The following is a 22,967-nucleotide window of genomic DNA, read 5'->3' on the forward strand; positions in this document are numbered from 1 at the left end:
GCCGCCGGCGAAGGAGCTGACGAACACCAGCTCGTCCGGCTGCGGGATGTCGAAGTGCTCGCCGTACATCTCCTGGCGCGCGAGCTGGATCGGGTGGGACACGTCCCGGGCGATCGGGTGTCCGGGCTGGACGGTCCAGATCAGCTCCCGCTCGTCGGCCTTGCGCCAGCGCAGGTTGCAGCTCGTCCCCATCAGGCGGACGAAGATCTTCGACAGGTGCCCGGAGTGCAGGACCACCAGTCCCATCCCGGCCAGCACCCGGGCCTGGACCCGCGCGACGGTCTCGTCGCTGACCTCCTGGTGCGCCTTGTGGCCCCACCACAGCAGCACGTCGGTCTCGTCCAGACGGTCCTGGGCCAGCCCCTGGTCCGGCTGGTCCAGTGTTGCCGTGTCGACCTGGGCGCGGGTGCCCAGGAGGTCGGACAGGCCGTCGGCGATGGCCGTGTGCAGGCCCGAGGGGTAGACCTCGGCCACGGCGCCCTCGCGCTGGTGCTCGGTGTACTCGTTCCAGACGGTCACGCGGACGGGTGTCGTTCCCACGCCGGTCTCCTCGTCTCAGGTCATCGCGCGCAGGAAGGCCGGCACCGACGCCACGGCCTCCACCGGGTCCCCGCGCAGACGGCTCTCCAGTGCCACGTCCCCGGTGTAGCCGATGGTCTCCAGCGCGTCGAGGACGGCCCGCCAGTCCAGGTGCCCGGCGCCGGGCTGGAGCCGGTTGGAGTCGCTGACCTGCACGTGTCCGACGTAGCCGGCGAACTCGACGAGCGCCGCCGCCGGCCGGTCCTCCTCGATGTTCATGTGGTACGTGTCGGCGCCGATGCGGACCGACGCCAGGCCGACCTCGTCGATCAGGCTCGCGGCCTGCTCCAGCCGGTTCACCATGTGGTCCTCGTACCGGTTGAGCGGCTCCAGGAACAGGGTCACCCCCTCGCGGGCGGCGTGCTCGCCCAGCTCCGTGAGCCCCGCCAGCAGCACCTCCCGGTCCTCCGCCTCACCGCGCGGCGGCTCGAACGGCGGCAGCCTCCGGGAGAACATCCCGTAGGACGCCGGGGTCATCGCCCCGATCCCGCCCAGCTCGGCGATCACCGACAGCTGCGACCGCAGCTGGGTGACCGCGTCCGCGCGCAGCTCCGGGTCGAACGCCCCGATGAAGTGCGGCATGTCCACGCACACGGTGCGCATCACGACTCCGGCCGCCGCCGCCCGCCGCAGCTCCGGCAGGCGTCGCTCGAGGGCCAGGTCGCCGCGACCGCGCAGCTCGATCCCGTCGTAGCCGACGGCAATGGCCCGCTCCCACTTGGCCTCGAGGCTGTCGCCGGCGAGCAGCTGCTCCTGGCAGGTGATGCTGAGCACTAGTCCTCCGTGTAGTCCAGAACCACCTGCAGCGCCTCGCCCGGCCGCCGGTCCAGCAGCTCGTAGGCGGCGGCGACACCCTCGGGCACCCGCACCCGGTGGGTCACCAGCGCGACCGGGTCGACCATCCCCTCGGCGGCGAGGGTCAGGAACGTCCGGTTCATCCGCTCCTGGTCCCACCGCCCGGCCAGCCGCGGCGGCGGCCCCCCGATCTGGGAGCAGACCAGCTCGACCCGGTTGTGGTGGAACTCCTCACCGAGCCGCAGCCCGATCCCGTCGCCCTGGTAGAAGCCGGCCGCGACGACCCGTCCGCCCACCGCCACCGACCGGATCGCCTCGTGCAACGCGAGGTGGTTCCCGCTCAGCTCCAGCGCCACGTCGGCGCCGCGCCCCTCGGTGATCGACCGCGCCAGCTCGGCCGGGCTCGCGGTCCGCACGTCGACGGCGGCGACCGCGCGGAACTCGGTCGCCTTCTCCAGCCGCGCCGGGATCGCGTCGCAGGCGAGCACCCGCGCCCCGGACAACGTCGCCAGGCGGGTGGCGAGCAACCCGATCACGCCCTGGCCGAACACCACGGCCACCTCGCCCAGATGCAGCTCGGCCGCCAGCACCGCGTTCAGCGCGACCGCGCCGACCCGCGCGAACGTCGCGGCCAGCGGGTCCAGGCCGGGCGGGATCGTGTGCCCGGTCAGCTTCGCCGCGGGCACGACGGCCTCGCTGCGGTGGCCCCAGATGCCCCACACCACGTCGTCCACGGCCGGCACCCCGGGCTGCCCCGCGACGTCGCTGGACACCTCCCTGACCACACCGACCTCGGAGTACCCCCAGCCGGCCATCGGGTAGCGGGGCGCGGCGTCGCCCGGTACGAACAACCGACGCTGCTCGTCCCAGGTCCGGGTGAGATAGGGGTTCGTCCCGCGGTAGGCGGTCAGCTCGGTGCCGGCGGAGATGCCGGAGTACAGGGTGGCGACCCGCACCGAGCCCGGCTCGAGGGGCTGGTCGGCGGTCTCCACCACCTCCACCCGACGTGTGCCGACGAACTGGACGACGGTTCCCACCGAGCCTCCTCGATCCGCACCGCACTGTGCGTCTCGAATGTACTCGATCATGGAGCGGCGGACGATCTCAGTTGAGCGGTTCTCCAGCTCCCTCCAGGACTTCCCGTCGCTCCGGCCGTGTTCTCGGTGTCGCGGGTTCCACTGTCCGAGTGAGACCGATCGCGGCCGTCGTCACCACCAGCGCCGCGAAGAGGAGGTAGGCGTTGCCGGTGAGCATCCGCCACAGGTCCCACGGGGCGCGCCTGTCCCACCACCAGTGCGGCGAGAGCAGGAACAACGCCGTCCCGCCCGCCGTCAGGGCGAGCGTGGCCCGGTCGCGCGAGCGCCACCAGCCCACGCCGGTCGTCACCAGGACCGGTACCGCCCAGACCCAGTGGTGGGACCAGGACACCGGCGACAGGGGCAGTGCGCCGAGCGCGTTGAGCGACAGCGCCCAGGTGTGCCGGCCCGAGGCGAAGGCGCGTCGCATGCCGACCGCGGTGACGGCGACCAGCGCCACGGCCAACACCGCCCACACCAGGGTGGACCCGATGCCGAGCCGCCCGAGGAACGCGGTGACCGACTGGTTCGAGATGTAGAGGACCCCGCCGATGCGGCCGGTGTCGAACACCGTCGAGGTCCAGTACTGCATCGAGTCCCGCCCGGCGAGCACGAAGCCGACGCCGGTGGTGAGCAGGAACGACACCACGGCGGTCAGCGCCGCCCGCCGGTCGCCGCGCAGGAGGAAGAACAGCACGAACACCGCGGGCGTGAGCTTGACCGCCGCGGCGATGCCGACCAGCGCGCCGCGCGGCCACCGCGGTCGTCGCACCAGGGTGTCCAGCACCACGAGCGCCATCAGCACGACGTTGACCTGGCCGTAGTCGAGTGTGGAGCGCACCGGCTCGACCAGGAGCGCCGGCGCGAGCAGCACGAGCGCGGCCGGCCAGGGCGGCACGTCCAGCGAGCGCAACACCACGACCAGCACCAGTGCGAGCAGGCCGGCGGTGAGCAGCACCATCACGGCGCTCGCGACCTCGAACGGGACCAGTGCGAGGGGTGCCAGCAGCACCGCGGAGATGGGCGGGTAGGTGAACGACAGGCGGCTGCCGTTGCTCAGCTCGGGCAGCGTCTCGTAGAGCGGCCCCCCGTGGCGCCACACGTCGGCACCGACCCGGTAGACCTCGAGGTCGAGGCGCCAGCCGGTCAGCACGTGCGTCCCCGCTCGCAACGACAGCACCAGCCACGACACGGCCACCAGGACCACTCCGACAAACCCCACCAGCGCCGCTGTTCGCGCACTCATGTGCGGCCACCACCCTCCCCGACATACGCCTGCGGTCTCGGCGAAAGGTCTAGGGGCGAGCCGGTCGAGGGCCGATAAACGCGACCTTTATCCCGCGCTTATCCCGAGCCCGCTAGAACATCGGGCAAGAGGGGGATCTTCATGCGGATACTCGTGGCCGAGGACGAGAGGCTGCTCGCCGACACGGTCGCCGACGGCCTGCGGCACTTCGGCTTCGCGGTCGACGTCTGCTACGACGGCGACGCGGCCACCGAACGGGTCGCGGTGCACGCCTACGACGTGGTGGTGCTGGACCGAGACCTGCCGAAGGTGCACGGCGACGAGGTCTGCCGCCGCATCATCGCGAACCAGCGGGAGACCCGGGTCCTGATGCTGACCGCGGCGTCGAGCATCCGGGACCGGGTCGACGGGCTCGGCCTCGGTGCCGACGACTACCTGACCAAGCCGTTCGCGTTCGCCGAGCTGGTCGCCAGGGTGCAGGCGCTGTGCCGGCGAGCGCGCCCGGCGCTGCCGCCGGTGCTGGACGTGGCGGGGGTCGTGCTCGACCCGTCCAAGCGGCATGTAGCCCGGGACGGTCAGCCGCTTTCCCTGTCCCCGAAGGAGTTCGCCGTACTGGAGATCCTGATGCGGGGCGAGGGCACGGTGATCAGTCCTGAGGAGTTGTTGGAGAAGGCATGGGACGAGCACACCGACCCGTTCACGAACACGGTTCGGATGGCGGTGATGACGTTGCGACGCAAGCTGGGCGGCCCGGCGCTGATCCACACCGTCCCCGGCGCGGGCTATCGCTTCGGTCCCTGAGCGTCGGCCGGTCGGCGGGCGGACGGATCGTCCTGCTCTGTCTGCTCATGCTCGTGCTCGGGGCGCTGCTGTTCCAGCTGCTCCAGGACTTCCTGTTCCGCATGTGGGTCTCGACACTGAAAATCGAACAGATCTGCCGGGACAACGGGACCTACCCGTGCCTGCCGTACACGTCGCGCGGCCTCTGGGTGCGCGGAGGGATGTTCGTGGTCGGGTTCCTGCTGGCCCTCTGGCTGCTTCGGCGGTTGGCCCGGTGGGTGATGAACCCCGTGTCGACCATGACGAGCACGGTGCGCCAGCTCGGCCCGCAGAACCTCGCCCACCGCGTGCGGCTGAACGGCCCGCGGGACGACCTGCGCAAGCTGGCCGACGCGCTGGACGAGATGCTCGACCGGATGGCCATCGGCTTCGAGGGGCAGCGCCGGTTCGCGTCCAACGCCTCCCACGAGCTGCGCACGCCGCTGGCCGTGCAGCGCACCCTCGTCGAGGTGGCGATGGTGACCGGTCGGGACGATCCCGAGGTGAACCGGCTCGCCGCGCAGCTGCTACTGGTCAACGAGCGCAACGAGCGGTTGATCGAGGGACTGCTCGTGCTCGCCGAGAGCGACCGCGGGCTTCCCGGCACGGTGCCGGTGCGCCTGGACACCCTGGTGTCCACGGTGCTGGACTCCTACGCCGAGCTGGCCAGCCAGCACGGGGTGACGATCCACCGCGGCCTGGTCGAGCGGACCGTGCAGGGCGACCCGGTGCTGCTGGAGCGCCTGGTCGCCAACCTCGTGCACAACGCGGTCAAGTACAACGATCCGGGTGGGACGATCGAGGTCGTCGTGGCTCGGGAACCGGCGCTGTCGGTGCACAACACCGGTATGCCCGTCCCGGCGGAGTCGGTCCCGGCACTGTTCGAACCGTTCCGCCGCCTCACCGCCGAGCGTCTCCAGCGCGACGGAGCGGGCCTCGGCCTGTCGATCGTCCGCTCCATCTGCTCAGCCCACGACGGCACCGTCCAGGCCCGCCCGGGCGACCGGGGCGGCCTGTGCGTGGAGATCCGCCTACCCTGACCCGCGGCTTTAGGAGCGGGAGCGCCCAGGAGCGGGAGCGACGGAGCGGACACCGTCTGGACTGAGGAGCGCCCGCAGGCGCGCCAGCGCCGAGGACGCGACGAGGGAAGACGGTGTCTTAGCGGAGGAGCGGGAGCGACCATCAAACACAGACGGTGACCTTGCCGTGCACGCGGCCCTCCTCGCAGTCCCGGTGGAGCTGGTCAAGCTGCGTGAGCGGGTAGGACCTGGTCACCTCGACAGCGACAGCACCAGCGTCGACCAGCTCCACCAGCGCGGCGAGCTGGGCGGTGTCCCGGCGGGTGACGAAGTGCACGGCGTTCACCTCCGCCCCGGTCGCCGACCGCACCGGGGTGGCCGATACGACCGTCCCACCGGGACCTACCAGTGCGACCAGCTCGTCGATCCCGGGCGGGTCGAGCGGGACGAGGTTGAGGATCGTGTCGACGGGACTGTCGACACTCGCCCTGAGCGGTCCGGCGGTGTGGTCGACGAGCTGGTCGGCCCCGAACCGGCGCAGCCGGGCGGCGCTGCGCCGGCCGGCCGTGGCGACGACCTCCGCTCCGGCGTGCTTCGCGAGCTGGACGGCGAACCCGCCGACGCCGCCGCCGGCGCCGTTCACCAGCACGCGTTGCCCGGCGCGGACCCGAGCGTGCTCGAACACCGCCTGCCAGGCGGTCAGGCCCGCGAGCGGGAGTGTCGCGGAGTCCGGCAGGGGCACGGTTCGCGGCGCGGGCACCAGCGACGCGGCCGGCACCGTGGCGTACTCGGCGGCCGCGCCACCGTCGACCAGGCCGACGACCCGGTGCCCGGCGGCGAGGTCACTCACCCGCGTCCCGACCTCGACGACCGTCCCGGCGAGGTCCCATCCCAGCGTGTACGGCAGCGACACCGGCGCGATGGTCTGCAGCAGTCCGCGGCGCAACCCCAGCTCGCTGGGGTTGAAGGAGGCGGCGGCGACCTCGACCAGCACCTCGTCGGGTTCGGGCGCAACGGCCTCGACGTCGTCGTACTGGATCACGGAGGGGGCTCCGAACCGATGGATTCGCGCGGCAATCATGTCGTTGACGCTATGTCTCCGCCCGAAGACGATCCATGCGTCGAAGTCCTGTCCGCATACGCGTTCGTCTCGCCCTCGGTACGGTCAAGCGGATGGACCCCCTCAGCGACGTGATCACCGTGATGCGCACCGGCCGCCCCCGCTCGGCCCGGTTCGCCTGGCACGCCCCCTGGGCGCGGTGGTTCGGACCGGTCCCCGGAGCCGTCGGTCTCCAGGTGGTCGTGCGCGGCGGCTGCTGGCTCATCCCCACCGGTGCCGACCCCGTCTCGCTGGCCACCGGCGACGTGGTGTTCCTCCCCCACGGCCGCGGTCACGTCCTGGCCGACTCCCCGACCACCCCGGTACGCCTCACGGCATGCGAACCAGGCGTTCCCCCGCCATCCCCCTCCCCTTCTACCGAGCCTCCGACGACGGTGACCCTCTGCGGGGCCTACGAGCTACGCCCGACCCGGTCGGTGCACCCGATGCTGCTCGCCCTGCCGGAGATCGTGCACCTCCCCGCCGGCACCGGGCAGCACCCGCATCTGCGGGCCGCGGTCGATCTTCTCGGCGCGGAGCTGGAGCACCCCACCCCCGGAACCGACGCCGCGATCCCGGCCCTGCTCGACACACTGCTGCTCTACGTCCTGCGCGCGTGGATCCACCGGCAGCCGCCGGACGCGCCCACCGGGTGGGCGGCGGCACTGACCGACCCGGCGGTCGGCGCCGCGCTGCACGCCATCCACAGCGAGACGGCCCATCCCTGGACGGTGGCCGGCCTCGCCGCCCGATCCGGCCTTTCCCGGGCCCCCTTCGCCCGCCGCTTCACCGCCCTGGTCGGCCAGCCGCCGCTGGCCTACCTCACCTGGTGGCGCATGACGACCGCCGCCCGCCTGCTCCGCGACACCTCGGCTCCCCTGTCCAGGATCGCCGCCCAGGTCGGGTACTCCTCCGAGTTCGCCTTCTCCGCCGCGTTCAAGCGCAGCCACGGGACCCCGCCCGGCCGCTACCGGAGTTCGGCGAGCAGCTGAGACGCGGATCTTCGGCTAGGGCGCGCCGATGAGCAGGACGCTCACCAGGGCAGTTCCCCGTTCTCGTCCTGCAGGGTCCCGGTGGGACCGTCCGGGCCGAGGGTTGCCAGACGCACGACGACCCTGGCGCTCTCCTCCGGTGACCGTCCGATTCCGAAGGCCGCGGTCATGTCGGTGGCGGTGGGGCCGGGCTCGAGCGCGTTGAACTTGATGCCGGGCTGGGACTTGGCGTACTGGAGCGTGAGCATGGTCGCCGCCGCCTTCGACGCCGAGTAGAGCGCGACCGGCAGGTGGAACTCGGGCCGGTCGGGATTGGTCACCGCCCAGAACGACCCGGCGCTGCTCGACACGGTGACCACGGTGGGGTTGTGGGATCTGCGCAGCAGGGGCAGGGCCGCCTCCGTGACGCGCACGATCCCCACCGCGTTGGTGTCGAACACCCGCAGGGCCGTGGGACCGTCGAGGACTCCGTCCCCGAGAATCCCGGCGTTGTGCACGAGGATGTCGAGCCGGCCCTCGGCCGAGCCGATCGTGGCGAGTGCGCTGCTCACCGAGGCGTCATCGGTCACGTCGAGCTGCACGAACCGTCCGCCGAGCTCCGCCGCGGCCTTCTCCCCTCGCTCGACGTCACGCGCGCCGAGGTAGACGACGTGGCCCAACTCCAGCAGCTGTCTGGCTGTCTCGAAGCCGATGCCCTTGTTGGCCCCGGTGACCAGTGCGACGGTCATGCCCTCTCCTTGCCCGTGCAGTTCCGTATCGTTCACTACAGAATTCGACTGTAGCATGATCCGCATCGATCGCTACGGAACTTCCGCACGGACCTCAGCGGTCGAGGAGCGGCCACCCGCGCAGGGCGGCGTCGGCCACGCCCTGGAGCTCGTCGCGGCCCACGCCGCTCGCGGCCTGCACCGCGATGCCGTAGGCCAGGGTCGTCACATAGCGCGCGAGCAGTGCCGGGTCGGCGCCCGGGGGCAGGTCGCCGTCATCGACGGCACTCCGGAACCGTTCTCGGAGGCGGGAGTAGCCGTCATCGCGCCAGGCCACGAGGACGTCTCGGACTCCTCGACCGGCCTCGCCGGCGACCAGGGCGGCGTGCACGCCCAGACACCCGTGCGGGCCGGTCGGGCGGGTGGTGGTGCGAACGACACCGGTGACGACCGCCGTGGCGACGCCGAGCGCGGTCGGCTCGTCCAGCGCTCGGGCCAGGTACGCGCTGGGCCCCTCGGTGTACCGCTCCAGCGCCTTGCGGAACAGCTCCTCCTTGTTGCCGAAGGCCGCGTACATGCTGGTGGCGGAGATGCCCATGGCGTGGGTCAGGGTGGCCAGACTGGCTCCCTCGTAGCCGTGCTCCCAGAAGACCAACAGGGCGCGCTCGAGCGCCTCGTCGGCGTCGAACCCGCGGGGTCGACCGCTCGCGCGACGTTGCCTGGTGTCCATCCCGCGAGCCTACCTTTTCGGTAGCGATCGATACAGAAAATCGCCTCCGCCCGGGCGCCCTAGGGTGGCGGGATGTCCGAGCTGATCCCGTTCCGCGTCGAGGTTCCCGAGGCGGCGCTGACGGACCTGCGCGGACGGCTGGCCCGCACGCGCTGGCCCGAGGCGGAGACCGTCGACGACTGGTCGCAGGGGGTGCCGCTGGCCTACCTCCGCGAGCTCTGCGGGTACTGGGCCGACGGCTACGACTGGCGGGTGGTCGAGTCCCGGCTCAACGCGCTCCCCCAGTTCCACACCGAACTCGACGGGCTCACCGTCCACTTCGTCCACGTGCGTTCGCCGCATCCGGGTGCCCGGCCGCTGGTGCTCACCAACGGCTGGCCCGGCTCGATCGTGGAGTACCTCGACGTGATCGGGCCGCTGACCGACCCGCCCGACCCGGCCGACGCCTTCCACGTGGTCTGCCCCACGCTGCCCGGCTTCGGGTTCAGCGGCAAGCCCACCCGCACGGGGTGGGGCATCGAGCGGATCGCCCGCGCCTGGCTCGAGCTGATGGCCCGGCTGGGCTACGACCGCTTCGGCGCCCAGGGAAGCGACTGGGGTACGAGCGTCTCGACCAGCATGGCGCAGCAGGCACCCGACCGGGTCGCCGGCATCCATCTCAGCCCGCCGCTCGCCGCGCCGGACCCGGCGACGTTCGACGACCTGACCGACGCCGAGCGCGAGGCGCTGGCGGCGCTGGCCAACGCCAAGGAGTGGGAGGACGGGTACTCGGTCGAGCAGTCCACCAAGCCGCAGACGATCGGGTACTCGCTGGTCGACTCCCCGGTCGGCCTCGCGGCCTGGGTCGTGGAGAAGTTCCAGGGCTGGACCGACTGCGCCGGCCACCCGGAGAACGCGCTCACCCGCGACCAGATCCTGGACAGCGTGATGCTCTACTGGCTTCCCGGCACCGGCGCCTCCTCGGCCCGGCTGTACTGGGAGAGCATCCGGGCCGTGCACGCCCTGTTCACCGAGGGCACCGGGGACACGGTCACCGTGCCCACCGGCTGCTCCCTGTTCCCCAGGGAGAACCCGCGGCCCTCCCGCCGGTGGGCCGCCCGCCGCTTCCCCAACATCCTGCACTGGAACGATCTCGACCGAGGCGGGCACTTCGCCGCGTTCGAGCAGCCTGACCTCTTCGTCGACGAGGTCCGCGCGTTCTTCCGGCTCGTCCAGGTGTAGATCAGCTCCGACCCGGGTACTCGAACGCCCGTTCGACGACAAGGAGAGTCATGACCAGCCAGAACAACACCGACCAGAACAACGCCGACCAGAACAACGCCGTCACCCCGGTCCCGGACAAGGACCCCGAGGACTGGGTCACCGGCGACGAGCCGATGACCGGGCCCCAGGAGTCCTACCTGAACACGCTCGCCCACGAGGCCGGCGTGGAGGTGCCGCCGGACCTGACCAAGGCGCGGGCCTCCGAGCTCATCGACGAGCTGCAGGCCCGCACCGGCCGCGGCTGAGCGTGGGGTCAGGGGGTCAGCCGTCCACCTCGCTGCGGTCGCCGCCCCACAGGGTGTGGAAGGCCCCCTCGCGGTCGACCCGCTTGTAGGTGTGCGCGCCGAAGTAGTCGCGCATGCCCTGGATCAGGGCCGCGGGCAGCCGCTCGGCACGCAGCGCGTCGTAGTAGGCCAGGGCCGAGGAGAAGCCCGGCGTCGGGATGCCGGCCCGGGCCGCGTGCGCCACGACCCGCCGCCACGCCTCCTGGCCCTCGGCGACCGCGTCCCGGAAGTACGGCGCGACCAGCAGCGAGGCCGGGCGCTCGGTGGCGTAGGCGTCCTTGATCCGGTCGAGGAACCGGGCCCGGATGATGCATCCGCCGCGCCAGATGGTGGCCATCGCGCCGAGGTCGATGTCCCAGCCGTACTCCGCGCTGGCCGCGGCCATCTGGTCGTAGCCCTGGGCGTAGGCGACCACCTTGGACGCGTACAGCGCCTTGCGCACGTCGTCGACGAACGCGTCGCGGTCCTCGACCGGCACCGCGGCCGACGGACCCGGCAGCGCCGCCCGAGCCGCCTCCCGCTGTTCGGGGTGTGCCGACAGCGCACGCGCGAACGTGGCCTCGGCGATCCCGGTGACCGGGACGCCGAGGTCCAGCGCGGTCTGCACGGTCCAGCGCCCGGTGCCCTTCTGCTCGGCCTGGTCGAGCACGACGTCGACGAACGCGGAGCCGCTCGCGGCGTCGGTGTGTCCCAGCACTTCCGCGGTGATCTCGATCAGGAAGGACTCCAGGTCCCCGGAGTTCCACTCCGCGAAGATCCGGGCCAGCTCGGCCGGGGTGGCCCCGAGGCCGTCCCGGAGCAGGTCGTAGGCCTCGGCGATCAGCTGCATGTCGGCGTACTCGATGCCGTTGTGGACCATCTTCACGAAGTGCCCGGCGCCGTCGGGTCCGACGTGGACACAGCAGGGCGTGCCGTCGACCTGCGCGGCGATCTTCTCGAACATGGGGCCGAGCGTGCGGTAGGACTCCGCGGAACCGCCGGGCATGATGCTGGGCCCGAGCAGCGCACCCTCCTCGCCGCCGGACACCCCCGCGCCGACGAAGTGCAGGCCCCGCTCCCGCAGTGCCGCCTCCCGGCGTCGGGTGTCGGCGAAGTGGGCGTTGCCGCAGTCGATCACGATGTCGCCCTCGTCGAGCAGGGGCACCAGCTCGTCGATGACCGCGTCGGTCGGCGCGCCGGCCTTGACCATGACCACGACGCGGCGAGGCCGCTCGAGCGCCGCGACGAACTCCTCGAGCGTCTCGGTCGGCACGAAGGTGCCCTCGTCGCCGTGCTCCGCCACCAGGGACTTCGTCCGCGCCGACGTGCGGTTGTGCAGCGCGACCGAGAAGCCGTTGCGAGCCAGGTTGCGGGCCAGGTTGCGGCCCATGACCGCGAGCCCGCTGACACCGATCTGTGCCAGGTCTGCCATCTGGTTATCCTTCCGTGATGTTTCGGTCGCCACTCTGCCCCACGGCGCGGCCGATGTCAGCGGTGGGCTCGCCGGAGGGCGGTCCCGGGGTTCGGTCGGCCACCGCCGCCCTCGCCCTGGCCAGGAACGCGCGACCGGCCGGGCCGGAGGGACCGCCGCCCCGCCAGGCCAGCATGAGCCGGCCGCGAGGGGTGGGGTCGGTCAGGGGCACCGAGCGCAGGCGAGCGGCCCGGGCGGCGGCGAACTCCGCGGGCAGCAGCGCCGCACCGAGGCCGTGGGCGGCGAGGTCGGCCAGCACCTCCGGGTCGGAGGCCTCGAACGCGACCCGGGGTCGGAACCCCGCCGCCGCGCACGCCTCCTCCAGCCGCGCCCGCAGGCCGGTGCCGGGCGGAAGGCTGATCAGGTCGCGACCGGCCAGGGCGGCGACCGGGATCTCCGGGCGGTCGGCCAGCTCGTGGTCGTGCGCCACCGCGGCGACCACGGCCTGATCTGTGATCACCTGACCGAGCACGCCGTCGGGCAGGACGGCGCCGGCGGAGACGATCGCGGCGTCCAGCGTGCCGGCGAGCAACCCGTCGACCAGCACCGCGCTGGTCGCCTCGCTGAGCGTGATCTCGACGGCCGGGTGGTCCCGGTGGAACGCGGCGAGCAGGCCGGGCAGGTCCACGGGATGGGAGGTCACGGTGCCGACCGCGACGTGGCCGCGCAGCAACCCGGTCAGCTCGTCGACCGCATCACGTGCGGCGGCGACCGCGGCCAGTGCCGCGCGCGCGTGGGGCAGCACGGCGGCGCCGGCCTCGGTCAGCCGCACCCGGCGGCTCGTGCGCTCCAGCAGCGGCTGGCCCAGCTCCCGCTCCAGGCGGCGGACCTGCGCGCTCACCCCCGGCTGGGCGACCCGCACCTTCTCCGCGGCCCGGGTGAACCCGCCCTCGTCCACCACCGCGACGAAGTACTCGAGCTGACGCAGTTCCATAAGCGCGGATTCTAGGATGTAGAACAATCATGTGTTGGACTTCTCAATGCCCGGCTCGCAGGCTGGAGGCATGACAACAGCGCACCACCCCGAGGACGTGACCGGCCTGTTCGTCGCGCGAGCCAACGCCGGAGACCTCGCCGGGCTCGTCGCGCTCTACGCCGAGGACGCCGTACTGGCCTACCCGCCGGGGCGGACCAGCGTGGGGCGGGAGGAGATCCGAGCGGTGCTCGGGGCGATGCTCGCCAACGCACCGCGGCCGTTCCCCGTCGAGGCCCCGCTGCCGAGCGTGCGGCACGGCGACCTCGCGCTCACCTCCACCCGGTCCGCGGACGGCACCGGCACCCGGGTCCAGGTCGTCCGCCGCGAGCCGGACGGGTCCTGGGTGCGGATCATCGACCGCCCGGAGCCGGGAGAGTCCGGGTCAGCTCCCGAGTAGGGCGGCCATCTGGCGGACCTGGGCGGTTCGGGACCGCACGACCCGGTCGGCGAGGTCCCTGGCGTCGGGATGGCGTCCCTTCTCCAGCTCCATCCGGGCCAGCTCGACCGCGCCGTGCTGGTGGCCGGTGAGCAGCCGGAGGAACGTGTCGTCGAACGTCGCCGGCCCGGTCTCGGCCAGGGCGGTGACGACGGCCGGGTCGGGCGTGTGCAGCCCGTCGCCGTGGCCGTGGTGGGCGCCAGGATCGGGGTCGGCGGCGATCGGCTGGTTCCAGTCGCTCAGCCAGCGCTCCATGTCGGCGATCTCGTCCCGCTGGGTCAGCTCGACGGCCGCGGCGAAGTCGCGGACCTGCGGGCGCCGCGCCTGGGTCGCGGCGAGCTCGGCCATCCGCACGCCCTGGCGGTGGTGGGGGATCAGCATCTGCAGGAACATCACGTCGGTGTCGTTGAACGAGCCGTCGAGCGGCGGGGCGGACTCGACGGGGGCCGCCGGGGTGGTCAGCGCGCTGCCGCACCCGGCCAGCAGCAGGAGGACGGCGGCGAGCAGGCAACGGACCATCGAGGAGCTCCCGGGGCGCCGGTCGGCCCGCTGGGGAGTGGCGGGCCGACCGGCTCGGTTGGACGGTTGCACGGACTACCTGGACTACCTCGACTACCTGGACTGCCAGAGCGCCGGCGTGCCCGCGGGCTCCCATCCGGGGAGCGCGGTGTGGTCCCGCACGCTGCGGAAGGTCCGCCCGTCGTAGGTCACCTCCGCGCCGGCGGGGTAGCTGGTGCCGGCCGACCACGTGCCGTCGACGACGTCGGCGGAGCGCGGTGCCGGCGCGGCCGCCGGCGCCGGGCTCTCCCCGCCTACCTGCAGGTCCACACAGGCGTAGAAGGCGTTGGTGGTGTCGGCGATGTTCCACACCGCCAGCAGCTTCTGCCGGCCGGAGACGTTGCCCAGGTTCACCGTGTGGGACAGGGTCGGCGGTGGCTGCTGGTTGTTGCCGCTGAATGTCGCGACGCGCGTGTTGCCCACGTAGTACTCGTAGTTCGCCGTCGCGTGCCGCGCGGTGAACGTCCAGGTGAAGGTGACCGTGCGGCCGACCGAGGTGGCCCGCCACGGCTTGCCGTCGTCGTTCAGCTCGGCGAACCGGCCCACGCCTCCGTTGCAGCTGCGCAGCCCCTTCGGCCCCTCGACGCTCTGCGGTTCGTACTTGATGTCACCGCACGAGACGACGCCCTGCGCGCACTGCGCCTGGCGGCTCGGGGGCGAGGAGATGTAGCCGTGCGCACTCGCGGTGCCGGCCGGCAGGACGAACAGGCCGAGGGGGGCGAGGGTCGCGGCGGCCGCGAGAACGGTGAGTTTTCTCTTCAGAGTCATGTCATCTCCCGAGGGCAGGGAAAACGCCGGGATGTGGTCCAGACCACAGTTATGGTCTAGACCAGATTCCGAGCGCAGTCAAGACGTCACTCTGCGTACAGGGCTGGTTTGGGTCGCGACACATGGCATCCCCCGTCCGACAACGACTCTCTGAGGAGGTCCGCAACGATCGGCTTCATCGTCGCCGGTTTGTGGTTAACCCGGAGGAGAACGGGTAGCCCAGTAATGGAAACACAGCCGAAAGGAGGAGGAAACACCGTGACTGCCACGGAATCCGGCAAGGTCACCGGTACGACCGACAAGGACTACAACATCATCTGGTTCGTCGAGGCCTGCTTGAGCAACGCGCTGCGCCTGGAGAGCTACATCCAGGACGCCGAGCGTGCGGGCGACAGCGAACTCGCGGAGTTCTTCCGCCGCGCGCAGGGTGAGAGCCGCAAGGGCGCGGAGCAGGGCAAGCAGCTCCTGGCTGCCCGGCTCTCCAGCTGAGCGCACCCGTTCTCGAGACCCCAACCGGGTCGGTCACTCGGACCGGCCCGGTTCGTCGTGTCCGGGTGGACGGTCAGGGACGGGTGGACAGGTGCAGGGTGGCGCCGAACTCCAGCACCAGGCCGCCCTCCTCGCGCATGCGTTCGGCACCGGCGAAGAACTCGACGCGGAACTCCTCCGCGCGTCCCGCGGGCAACGCGGCGAGTGCCTGCGGGAGCCCCTGCGCCTCCATCCACCACCACATGTCGGCGGCGTCGTCCAGCGCCTTCGGCGCGTCGACCTCCACCGGCGGCCGGACCGCGAACCCGGCCTCGTCGAGCAGCGCGTCGAGGTCCGCCGCGGCCATCGCGGAGCCGCTGCCGCCACCGAAGTACCGCTTGTAGAGGTCGTGGAGCCAGCCGAGCCGGCCCACGGTCTGCCGTTCCAGCGACAGCGCGAGCGTTCCGCCCGGAGCGAGGACCCGGCGGAACTCGGCGAGCGCCGCGGCCGGGTCGTCGAGCACCTGCACCACGAACCCGGCGGTGACCAGGTCGAAGGAGCCGTCCGGGAAGTCGAGGGCGCCGGCGTCCTGCTGGCGGACGGTCAGCTCCGGGTAGTCGGCGGTCAGCCGCGCCACCATGCCAGGGGAGGCGTCCACGGCGGTCACCGCGCACCCGCGGGCCAGTGCGGCCCGCGCCACCGCTCCCCGCCCGGCCCCGACGTCGAGCACCCGGGTGCCGGGGGCCGGGTCGGCGAGCTCCACCAGCCGCCGCCCCATGTCGGCGACGTAGAAGAACAGCTCCTCGTAGTTGTCGGCCAGCTGGTCGTACTTGCGCCGGCTCCGTTCGGTACTGGTCACCACGCGTCCCCTCGTCACCACCGTGGCCGTCGAGCCTACGAACCCGTCACCCGGGCGGATACCGCCGTTGGAGCGGTCGCCGCCGCCGTGTACGTCCCCGGGCGTATCCGGAAAGCATTCGTGGGCCTGACGACGTGCTCCCGCCGAGCTGGGAGTCTTTCTCTCGTAGCGACCGTAGACCCGCGACGCGCCGGCCCGACTCCCCCATGGCCGGCGCGTCGCGCCTTTCCGCCCGAGGCACCCGGCCGATCAGCCGGGTGCCTCGGCGTGTTCCTCGTCGTACGCCGACGCGACCTTCTTGGGTACACACATGCGCCAGGCGTCGGTGACCAGCTCACGCAGCTCCCGCTCGTCGACCGCCGCGAGGCGCACCCGAACCCACTGGTAGCGCTCGTCGGCGGGCAGCGGCATCAGGAACTTCTCCGGCTCGGCGGCGACCAGGTGCGCGCGCTCCTCCCTGGGGAACGCGAACCCCATCACGCGCTCGTCGCGGGAGAGCGCGAGGAACACGATCCGGCCCACGTTGAACTTGACCCGGTCGCGCACCAGCCGCTCGACCGCCCTGGGCAACGCACTGGCGATCCGCCGTACGTCGTCGATCGTGGCCACGGTTCCCACCTCCGGGGCCATCACAGCACGCCGCACCGACAGTTCCCGGCGGTGCGGTCAGCCGTACACCTGCCCGTGCCCGGTTCCGTAGAGCATGACCGTGTAGGTCTCGTGGTTGTCCTGGCCGGGCACCATCGAGTCCTCCTTGACCGTGATGCTTAACGGCAGGGCGGCGATCGGCGCGCTGTCGGTGCCCACATTGGACGGTGTGCCCACGCTGACGTGGATGTCGATGTCGTTGTTGTAGCCCGGGTCGAGGTGCACGATGTCCACCCAGGCGGTCGGGATGAAGGCGCCGCCGCCCCGGTACCTGGCACCGTACATCCAGAACACCCGCATGGTGATGGAGGTGTTGGACTCGTGGTCCTCACCGAACGGGTTCCAGATGTACCAGGAGCTCGTGTAGGTGATGTCCTTGTAGTTGGGGCCGGCCGCTCCGGTGAGGTCGGTCGCCCAGTCGGCGCCCTGGGGCACCGCGTTGGCCTGGTCGGCGTTGATGTTCACCACCGACTCGCTCTTCTCGACCAGCCACCAGGCCTCCTTGATCGCGTTGGTGACCGCGGTGACCTTCGCGAGCGCGCCGCTCATGCCGTCTCCCCCTCGGTCATCTCCTCGACCTCGACGACCTCGATCTGCTCGCCGCTCTCCTGGATCTGCGCGCCGCGGAACTCCACCCGCGTCTGCTGCTCCTGATCGTCTGACATGTCCCCGCCTCTCTCGTGTGAACGCCTCCACCAGACGCTAGGGCGGGGAACCTGCCAGCGGATCGGCCGCGGGACCTAGAGGGCGTAGGCCAATGGCCCAGTACCCGAAAGGGCAGCCGGATGGCCATTAATTGGCCAGCCCTCGGCTTTTCCCGGCTTTCCCGCTTCAATTCCTGGCCCTTGACCAGGCGGGAAATACTGGCGAGAGTGAGCGGGTAGGAGGTACCCAATGGTGGCGGACGGGCCCGCCGACCTGCGCGGGCGCGCCCGCGACGACGCGCGGGTGTACCAGGCCGCGAGGGACGTTCACGTCCACGAGGGCCAGGTCAGGGCGTTATCGCCGATCCACGCGCTTCCCAGGGAGACCACCAGCACGTTCACCGGGCGCTCCGCGGAGCTGGACGCGCTGTTCAACGCAGCGCTCCATGCCGCCGCGGCGGGACAGGTGATCGCGATTCACGCGATCGACGGAATGGCCGGAATCGGGAAAACCGCCCTCGCCATCCACGCGGCTCACCTGCTCGAACCGTATTTCCCCGACGGCCAGTACTTCGTCCGGCTGCACGCGCACACCCCCGGCGTGGCTCCGGTGGAGCCGTTGGACGCGCTGGAGTCGCTGCTCGCCGCCCAGGGGTTGTCCCCGCAGGAGATCCCCGGCGATCTCGACGCGCGGGCCGCGGTGTGGCGCCACCGCCTCGCTGGCAGGAGAACCCTGCTGATCCTCGACGACGCCGCCGGGCACCAGCAGGTGGAACCGCTGCTGCCCGGAAGCGGGGACTGCCTCGTACTGATCACCAGCCGTCGACGCCTCGCCGCCATCGACGCCGTACCGCTTCCGCTGCACATCCTGCCCGAGGCCGCCGCCGTCGAACTGTTCGCCTCGCTCTCGGGCAGGACGAACCAGCCCGGGCAGCGCGATGCCATCAGCGCCATCGTCCGGCTCTGCGGGCACCTCCCGCTGGCGATCTCGCTACTCGCCTCGCGACTGCGCCACCACCCCTCCTGGACGGCGGCCGACCTGCTGGAGGAGCTGAAGGACACCCACGACCGGCTCGCACACATGCAGGCCGAGGACGTCGCGGTGGCGGCGGCGTTCGAGACCTCGTACCGAGTCCTCGAACCGGGCCAGCAACAGCTGTTCCGGCGGCTGGGGCTGCACCCCGGCGTCGACTTCGACGCCTACGTCGCGGCGGCGCTGGGTGAGCTGTCGCTGCCCGAGACCCGGCGGTATCTGGAAGCCCTGTACGGCGACCACCTGCTCGACGAGCCCGTGCGCGGCCGGTACCAGATGCACGACCTCATCCGCGAGTACGCCGGCTCGCTCGCCCGAGAGACCGACCAGCTCGAGCTCGACCGCGCCGAGGAACGGTTGCTCGACTACTACCAGCACGTGGCCGCGGCGGCCGGTGCCCATGTCGCCCAGGCCGCCCTCGACCTGGCCCCGCCGACCCCGCCACCGCTGGCCGGTGTTCCCCCGATCTCCGACCAGGAGTCCGCGCTCGCCTGGTTCGGCGTCGAACGCGCGTCGCTGCTGGCCTGCGTCGACTTCGCGCACCGGGGTGGGCAGCACCTCCGGGTCGTGCGGCTCACGGCGGCCGTCGCCGCGCTCCTGCGGTTCGCCGGACCGTGGGACGAGGGAGCCAGGCTGCACCGCCTCGCCGTGGCGGCCGCCGCCACCAGTGGGAAGCCGCTGGCGGAGGCCGGCGCCCTGGTGAACCTCGGAGTGATCTCGTTCCTCAAGGGCGACTACCCCTCCGCCCGCGAGGCCCTGGCCAGCGCGCTCGCGATCTACCGCGAGCTCGACGACCAACCCGGGCAGGCACGGGCCCTCACCCAGCTCGGCACGTTCCGCCGCCTCACCGGCGACTACGGCGAGGCGATCGAGGCGCTCACGCGTGCGTTGGAGATCTACCGCGCCCTCGGCGACCAGCCCGGACAGGCCTACGCCCTGATCAAGCTGGGGACCGCCCGGCCGATGGTCGGGGACTATCCGGGCGCGAGCCAGGCGCTCACGCTCGCCCTGCGGATCGCCCGCAAGCTCGGCCACCGGTTGGCCGAGGCGGACGCGCTCAACGAGCTCGGAACGATCCGACACCTGCTCGGCGACTATCCGGGGGCGACAAGGGACCTGAGCGCCGGGCTGGACATCGCTCGTGAGCTCACCGACCGGTTCGCGGAGGCGTACGCGCTCAACGAGCTGGGCCTGGTCCGGCAGCACACCGGGGACCGCGTCGGGGCACGCGCCGCCTCCACCGGGGCCCTCGCCATCTACCGGGAGATCGGCAGTCTGCTCGGCGAGGCCGACGCGCTCATCTATCTCGGCACCCTGGACTGCGTCGAACGCGACCCCGGCTACGACGAACGAGCCGGCGCGGCGTTCGCGCGGGCCCTCCAGATCTGCCGCAAGCTCGGGGACCGCCTCGGCCAGGCCCACGCGTCGACCAGGCACGGCAACCTGCTGCGGCTGAACGCGGACCACGCGGGCGCGGAGGAGTCGCTGACCCAGGCACTGCGCATCTACCGCGAGCTGAACCACTGCCGCGGTCAGGCCGAGGCCACGAGCCACACGGCGGCACTGCTCGCCGACCGGAACGATCCGGTGGCCGCCATGGACCGCTACCGCGCCGCCCTCAGCCTCGCCCGGCTGGCGTTCAGCCCGCTCGAGGAGGCGCGAGCACTGGAGGGCCTCGGCCGGTGCGCGCGGCTGCTCGGCGACGACGATGCCGCGTACGCCCACCGCCGGGCCGCGGGAGCCATCTACCGGCGCACCGGCCTGGACAGCGACGTGACCAGGGAGGACCATGGCGGCGATCTTCATCAACTACCGCACCCCCGATGAGCCGGCGTACGCGGTCCTGCTGAAGCAGGAGCTGTCCCGGGTCTTCGGCGAGTGCGCGGTCTTCCTGGCCGCGACGATGGTCCCGGCCGGTGAGGACTTCGAACGGGAGCTGCTGCGCCGGGTGCGCGGCGCCGAGGTGCTGCTGGCCGTGGTGGGGCCGCGGTGGCTGTCGGCGACGAACGCCGCCGGAACCCGGGCGTTGGACGACCCGGACGACTGGGTGCGGCGCGAGATCACCGAGGCGTTCGACAACGGCGTGCGGGTCGTGCCGGTGTTGACCGGGCCGACCCCTCGGCTGACCGACGCACCGCTACCCGCCGAGCTCGCGCGCCTGGCGACGTGTCAGTACCTTCGCCTGCGGCACAACGACTTCCCGGCCGACCTGGCCAGGATCGTCGAGGAGCTCACCGCGCTGGTCACGGCGCCGCGCGCGCGGTCGCCGGAGCGCGGCGGGGCGGCGGTGACGCTGAACGGCGAGGCCCGGGACAACGGGCGGGTCTACCAGGCTGGACGAGACCTGCATCTCCGGGAGTGAGTGGCCACCTCAGAGGGCGTCCGCGGGTAGGTCGTGGCGGCGGAGCCAGGCAGGGTCGCCGGCGCCGTGCTCGGCGACCAGGCCGCTGGCGATCCACACCAGGGACGGGATGAAGTCGGGACCGAGGTCGTCCACGAGATCGTCGATGACCTCGGCGGGCACCTCGCGCACGCCGAGGATGCCGGCGGTGCGCCGAGCGAGGCCCGCGGCGGGCTCACCGAGGTGCTGGGCGATCCAGCGGAGCACGGTGTCGGAGACGCCGGGGGCGTGCAGCTCGTCGTGGGCTCCGGCGATCCACGCGGTCAGGACGGCGAAGGCGATCGACAGGCCGGGCGCACCCTCGTCCTCGTCCTGCTCCCCGGTCTCGGCGATCGCGAGGTCGGTCTCGTGCACCTTGGCCGCCATGAGCCGAGCCGGCTCGGGGGACCGCAGCGCCAGCGTCTCCCGCACTGCCGCTTCCAGCTCGTCCGCGATCAGCGCGAACAGGTCGATTGTCGGCGAGCCACCGAAGTACGCGTCGTCGGCCCGGGCCGCCCGGGCACGACGCTCGCGGGCCTTCACCTTCGCCGCTCGTCGCTGGCCCGCTGCCTGCCGCCCCTTGGAGCTACCCACGTCGCCGTCTCCCTCCTGGTCCGGGAGCCAGCGTGCCACGCCGAGCGGCTCAGGGCTCGCCGGCCAGGCCGTGGCGGACGGCGTAGACGGCGGCCTGGGTGCGGTCCGCCGCGCCGACCTTGGCCAGGATGTTGCTCACGTGCGCCTTCACGGTCTTGTCGCTGACCTCGAGGGTCCTGGCGATCTGCTTGTTCGCCAGCCCGCGGGCGACCAGCGTCAGCACCTCCAGCTCCCGTCGGGTGAGCATGGGGTCCGCCGCCGGCGCGGCCGGCGCCGCGGAGCTTTGCAGGCGCGAGCGCAGGCGCTCCGCGGCCGCCGCGAGCGTGGTCATGCCGAGCTCGGCCGCGTCGGCGGCGGCCGGTTCGAGCAGCTGCCTGGCGCGTGCCCGGTCATCGGGGCGGCCGCGGTCCAGGAGCACCCCCGCGAGGTCGATCCTCGTCCTGGTCAGGGCCGGGCGGGCACCCAGGCGGCGGGCCACGGTCAGCGCGGTCTCGAAGTGGCGTACCGCGTCCTGGGGCCGTCCCAGCAGGCCGGCCAGCATCCCCAGTGGCCGGTCGGCGGGGCCGAGGCAGAGCAGCGCGTTCGACAGCACCAGGGCGTGGCCGGTGTGCCGGCGCAGCAGGGCGTACACCTCCACCGCGCGGGAGCGGTCGGCGAGCTCGACGCACGCCTCCGCCAGCAGGGCGAGCCCCCACGGCGGTGTCGTCGCCTCGACGGGCGCGGCGGCGAGCGCGGCGCGGGCCGCGTCGGTCCGGCCGGTGTCCAGGAGCAGCACCGGCAACGCGCAGCGCGCGGCCGGGTAGTTCGGGTAGGAGGCGGCCAGGTCGGGCAGCTCGGCGAGCCTGCCCTGTTCGCGGCGGACAGCGACGAGGTAGAGCCGCGCCAACCCGAGGCCGAGGGGGTCCTCGGCGGGCCGCTCGGCCACCGGACCCTCGGTCGCGAGCCGCTCCACGTCGCCGAACCGCCCGTCGAGGTAGGACCAGGCCAGGCCGAACAGGGCGGGCACCGCCGTGTACTGCTCGCCGCGCAGCGCGGCCGCGCCGTCGACGGCGCGGCGCTGCGCGGCCGCCGCGCCCTGGCGGTCGGCGTGCTCGAGCCGGGAGCGGGCCAGCATCAGCGCGGCCTGCACCTGGCGCTCCCGGTCACCGACCGTCTCGGCCAGGGCGGCGATCTCCTCGGTCAGCGTGTGCCTGCGGTCGGCGTCGAGCCCGTCGGCGGCGCAGTGCAGGGCCACCAACGCGGCCAGCAGCGGCCCGGGCCGGCCCAGCTCCCGCGCCTGCGCCACGGCCCGCGTGGCCAGCGGGAGGTCCTCGAGCGCACGGGCCTGCCTGGCCGTCAGCTCGACGACCAGCTCCGGCTCGAGGTGTGGGGCCCCGGCCAGTGCCTCGGCCAGCATCCCGCGCAGCTCCTCGTCCAGGACGGTCGCCGGGTCCCACACGCCGCCGAGGCCGAGTGCGGCGCGGCCGAGCAGCCGGTGGTCGCGGTGCGCCCGCCCCGCGGCCGCGGCGCCGAGGAACGCCTGCCGCGCCGTGGCCGCCTCCCCG

25 protein-coding genes are annotated in these 22,967 nt (G+C 72.5%); 9 read left to right on the forward strand and 16 right to left on the reverse strand.

Features of this window, described 5'->3' with window-relative positions; all coding sequences use genetic code 11:
* The 4 genes from BU204_RS33160 to BU204_RS33175 all read right to left on the reverse strand — a co-directional run.
* The coding region (locus BU204_RS33160; RefSeq protein WP_083661858.1) for a ThuA domain-containing protein at positions 1–540 on the reverse strand (540 nt) is incomplete at its 3' end.
* A 15-nt stretch (positions 541–555) separates the two neighbouring features.
* Positions 556–1,353, reverse strand: coding sequence for a sugar phosphate isomerase/epimerase family protein (locus BU204_RS33165; protein ID WP_075129761.1), 798 nt, complete (start codon positions 1,351–1,353; stop codon positions 556–558).
* Positions 1,353–2,411, reverse strand: coding sequence for a zinc-dependent alcohol dehydrogenase (locus tag BU204_RS33170; protein WP_198943080.1), 1,059 nt, complete (start codon positions 2,409–2,411; stop codon positions 1,353–1,355). Before BU204_RS33170 ends, BU204_RS33165 begins: the two co-directional genes overlap by 1 nt.
* A gap of 67 nt (positions 2,412–2,478) precedes the next feature.
* Entirely contained in the window at positions 2,479–3,696 is a 1,218-nt protein-coding gene (locus tag BU204_RS33175) for a glycosyltransferase 87 family protein (protein WP_083661855.1), read from the reverse strand.
* A gap of 141 nt (positions 3,697–3,837) precedes the next feature.
* Here BU204_RS33175 and BU204_RS33180 point away from each other — a divergent pair, with 141 nt between their 5' ends.
* Positions 3,838–4,497 (forward strand): response regulator transcription factor, encoded by a 660-nt coding sequence (locus BU204_RS33180; RefSeq protein ID WP_075129764.1) that lies wholly within the window; start codon positions 3,838–3,840, stop codon positions 4,495–4,497.
* Positions 4,498–4,544: 47 nt separating this feature from the next.
* Positions 4,545–5,555, forward strand: a complete 1,011-nt coding sequence (locus tag BU204_RS33185; protein WP_075129765.1) for a sensor histidine kinase — start codon at positions 4,545–4,547, stop codon at positions 5,553–5,555.
* Positions 5,556–5,697: 142 nt separating this feature from the next.
* On the opposite strand, the gene BU204_RS33190 is transcribed toward BU204_RS33185, so the two are convergent.
* Positions 5,698–6,615 (reverse strand): NADP-dependent oxidoreductase, encoded by a 918-nt coding sequence (locus BU204_RS33190; RefSeq protein WP_075129766.1) that lies wholly within the window; start codon positions 6,613–6,615, stop codon positions 5,698–5,700.
* Positions 6,616–6,707: 92 nt separating this feature from the next.
* On the opposite strand from BU204_RS33190, the gene BU204_RS33195 reads away from it, so the two are divergent.
* On the forward strand, positions 6,708–7,625 hold the full coding sequence (locus tag BU204_RS33195; protein WP_075129767.1) for an AraC family transcriptional regulator: 918 nt from the start codon (positions 6,708–6,710) through the stop codon (positions 7,623–7,625).
* A 41-nt stretch (positions 7,626–7,666) separates the two neighbouring features.
* Here BU204_RS33195 and BU204_RS33200 read toward each other — a convergent pair whose 3' ends face one another.
* Complete coding sequence (locus tag BU204_RS33200; protein WP_075129768.1) at positions 7,667–8,353, reverse strand: SDR family NAD(P)-dependent oxidoreductase; 687 nt, start codon at positions 8,351–8,353, stop codon at positions 7,667–7,669.
* A 94-nt stretch (positions 8,354–8,447) separates the two neighbouring features.
* Positions 8,448–9,062: a TetR/AcrR family transcriptional regulator gene (locus BU204_RS33205; RefSeq protein ID WP_075129769.1), complete on the reverse strand. Its 615-nt coding sequence runs from the start codon at positions 9,060–9,062 to the stop codon at positions 8,448–8,450.
* Positions 9,063–9,134: 72 nt separating this feature from the next.
* Here BU204_RS33205 and BU204_RS33210 point away from each other — a divergent pair, with 72 nt between their 5' ends.
* Both BU204_RS33210 and BU204_RS33215 read left to right on the forward strand, forming a co-directional pair.
* The gene (locus tag BU204_RS33210; RefSeq protein WP_075129770.1) at positions 9,135–10,283 is read left to right on the forward strand and encodes an epoxide hydrolase family protein; all 1,149 of its coding nucleotides are present in this window, start codon (positions 9,135–9,137) and stop codon (positions 10,281–10,283) included.
* A 50-nt stretch (positions 10,284–10,333) separates the two neighbouring features.
* Positions 10,334–10,570 (forward strand): DUF3072 domain-containing protein, encoded by a 237-nt coding sequence (locus tag BU204_RS33215; protein WP_075129771.1) that lies wholly within the window; start codon positions 10,334–10,336, stop codon positions 10,568–10,570.
* Positions 10,571–10,586: 16 nt separating this feature from the next.
* Here the strand turns inward: BU204_RS33215 and gndA are convergent, their stop codons facing one another.
* Entirely contained in the window at positions 10,587–12,020 is a 1,434-nt protein-coding gene (gndA, locus tag BU204_RS33220) for an NADP-dependent phosphogluconate dehydrogenase (RefSeq protein ID WP_075129772.1), read from the reverse strand.
* Between the two features lie 4 nt (positions 12,021–12,024).
* Positions 12,025–12,993: a LysR family transcriptional regulator gene (locus tag BU204_RS33225; RefSeq protein WP_083661856.1), complete on the reverse strand. Its 969-nt coding sequence runs from the start codon at positions 12,991–12,993 to the stop codon at positions 12,025–12,027.
* Positions 12,994–13,063: 70 nt separating this feature from the next.
* Between BU204_RS33225 and BU204_RS33230 the strand changes: the two genes are divergently transcribed.
* Positions 13,064–13,432: a YybH family protein gene (locus BU204_RS33230; protein ID WP_075129773.1), complete on the forward strand. Its 369-nt coding sequence runs from the start codon at positions 13,064–13,066 to the stop codon at positions 13,430–13,432.
* Here the strand turns inward: BU204_RS33230 and BU204_RS33235 are convergent.
* Positions 13,418–13,990 carry a DUF305 domain-containing protein gene (locus BU204_RS33235; protein WP_083661857.1) on the reverse strand — a complete coding sequence of 191 codons (573 nt, stop codon included), beginning with the start codon at positions 13,988–13,990 and terminating at the stop codon, positions 13,418–13,420. The two genes, BU204_RS33230 and BU204_RS33235, sit on opposite strands and share 15 nt — an antisense overlap.
* 93 nt (positions 13,991–14,083) lie before the next feature.
* Positions 14,084–14,797, reverse strand: coding sequence for a lytic polysaccharide monooxygenase (locus tag BU204_RS33240; RefSeq protein ID WP_075129774.1), 714 nt, complete (start codon positions 14,795–14,797; stop codon positions 14,084–14,086).
* Positions 14,798–15,055: 258 nt separating this feature from the next.
* Between BU204_RS33240 and BU204_RS33245 the strand changes: the two genes are divergently transcribed.
* A complete protein-coding gene (locus BU204_RS33245) occupies positions 15,056–15,286 on the forward strand; it encodes a hypothetical protein (protein ID WP_143229916.1) in 231 nt (76 codons plus the stop codon).
* A 73-nt stretch (positions 15,287–15,359) separates the two neighbouring features.
* On the opposite strand, the gene BU204_RS33250 is transcribed toward BU204_RS33245, so the two are convergent.
* The 3 genes from BU204_RS33250 to BU204_RS33260 form a co-directional block, all read right to left on the reverse strand.
* Complete coding sequence (locus BU204_RS33250) at positions 15,360–16,124, reverse strand: class I SAM-dependent methyltransferase (protein WP_075129781.1); 765 nt, start codon at positions 16,122–16,124, stop codon at positions 15,360–15,362.
* Positions 16,125–16,373: 249 nt separating this feature from the next.
* Positions 16,374–16,733 (reverse strand): MmcQ/YjbR family DNA-binding protein, encoded by a 360-nt coding sequence (locus BU204_RS33255; RefSeq protein WP_075129782.1) that lies wholly within the window; start codon positions 16,731–16,733, stop codon positions 16,374–16,376.
* A gap of 57 nt (positions 16,734–16,790) precedes the next feature.
* A complete protein-coding gene (locus tag BU204_RS33260) occupies positions 16,791–17,321 on the reverse strand; it encodes a hypothetical protein (RefSeq protein WP_075129776.1) in 531 nt (176 codons plus the stop codon).
* Positions 17,322–17,666: 345 nt separating this feature from the next.
* Between BU204_RS33260 and BU204_RS33265 the strand changes: the two genes are divergently transcribed.
* Positions 17,667–20,276 (forward strand): ATP-binding protein, encoded by a 2,610-nt coding sequence (locus tag BU204_RS33265; RefSeq protein WP_075129777.1) that lies wholly within the window; start codon positions 17,667–17,669, stop codon positions 20,274–20,276.
* Entirely contained in the window at positions 20,239–20,811 is a 573-nt protein-coding gene (locus tag BU204_RS33270; protein ID WP_075129778.1) for a toll/interleukin-1 receptor domain-containing protein, read from the forward strand. The genes BU204_RS33265 and BU204_RS33270 overlap by 38 nt, the downstream gene beginning before the upstream one ends.
* Positions 20,812–20,820: 9 nt before the next feature.
* On the opposite strand, the gene BU204_RS33275 is transcribed toward BU204_RS33270, so the two are convergent.
* Entirely contained in the window at positions 20,821–21,423 is a 603-nt protein-coding gene (locus BU204_RS33275; protein WP_143229918.1) for a hypothetical protein, read from the reverse strand.
* A gap of 49 nt (positions 21,424–21,472) precedes the next feature.
* The coding region (locus BU204_RS42090) for a response regulator transcription factor (RefSeq protein ID WP_143229919.1) at positions 21,473–22,967 on the reverse strand (1,495 nt) is incomplete at its 5' end.

This window comes from Actinophytocola xanthii, from assembly GCF_001921205.1.
Lineage (GTDB): Bacteria > Actinomycetota > Actinomycetes > Mycobacteriales > Pseudonocardiaceae > Actinophytocola > Actinophytocola xanthii.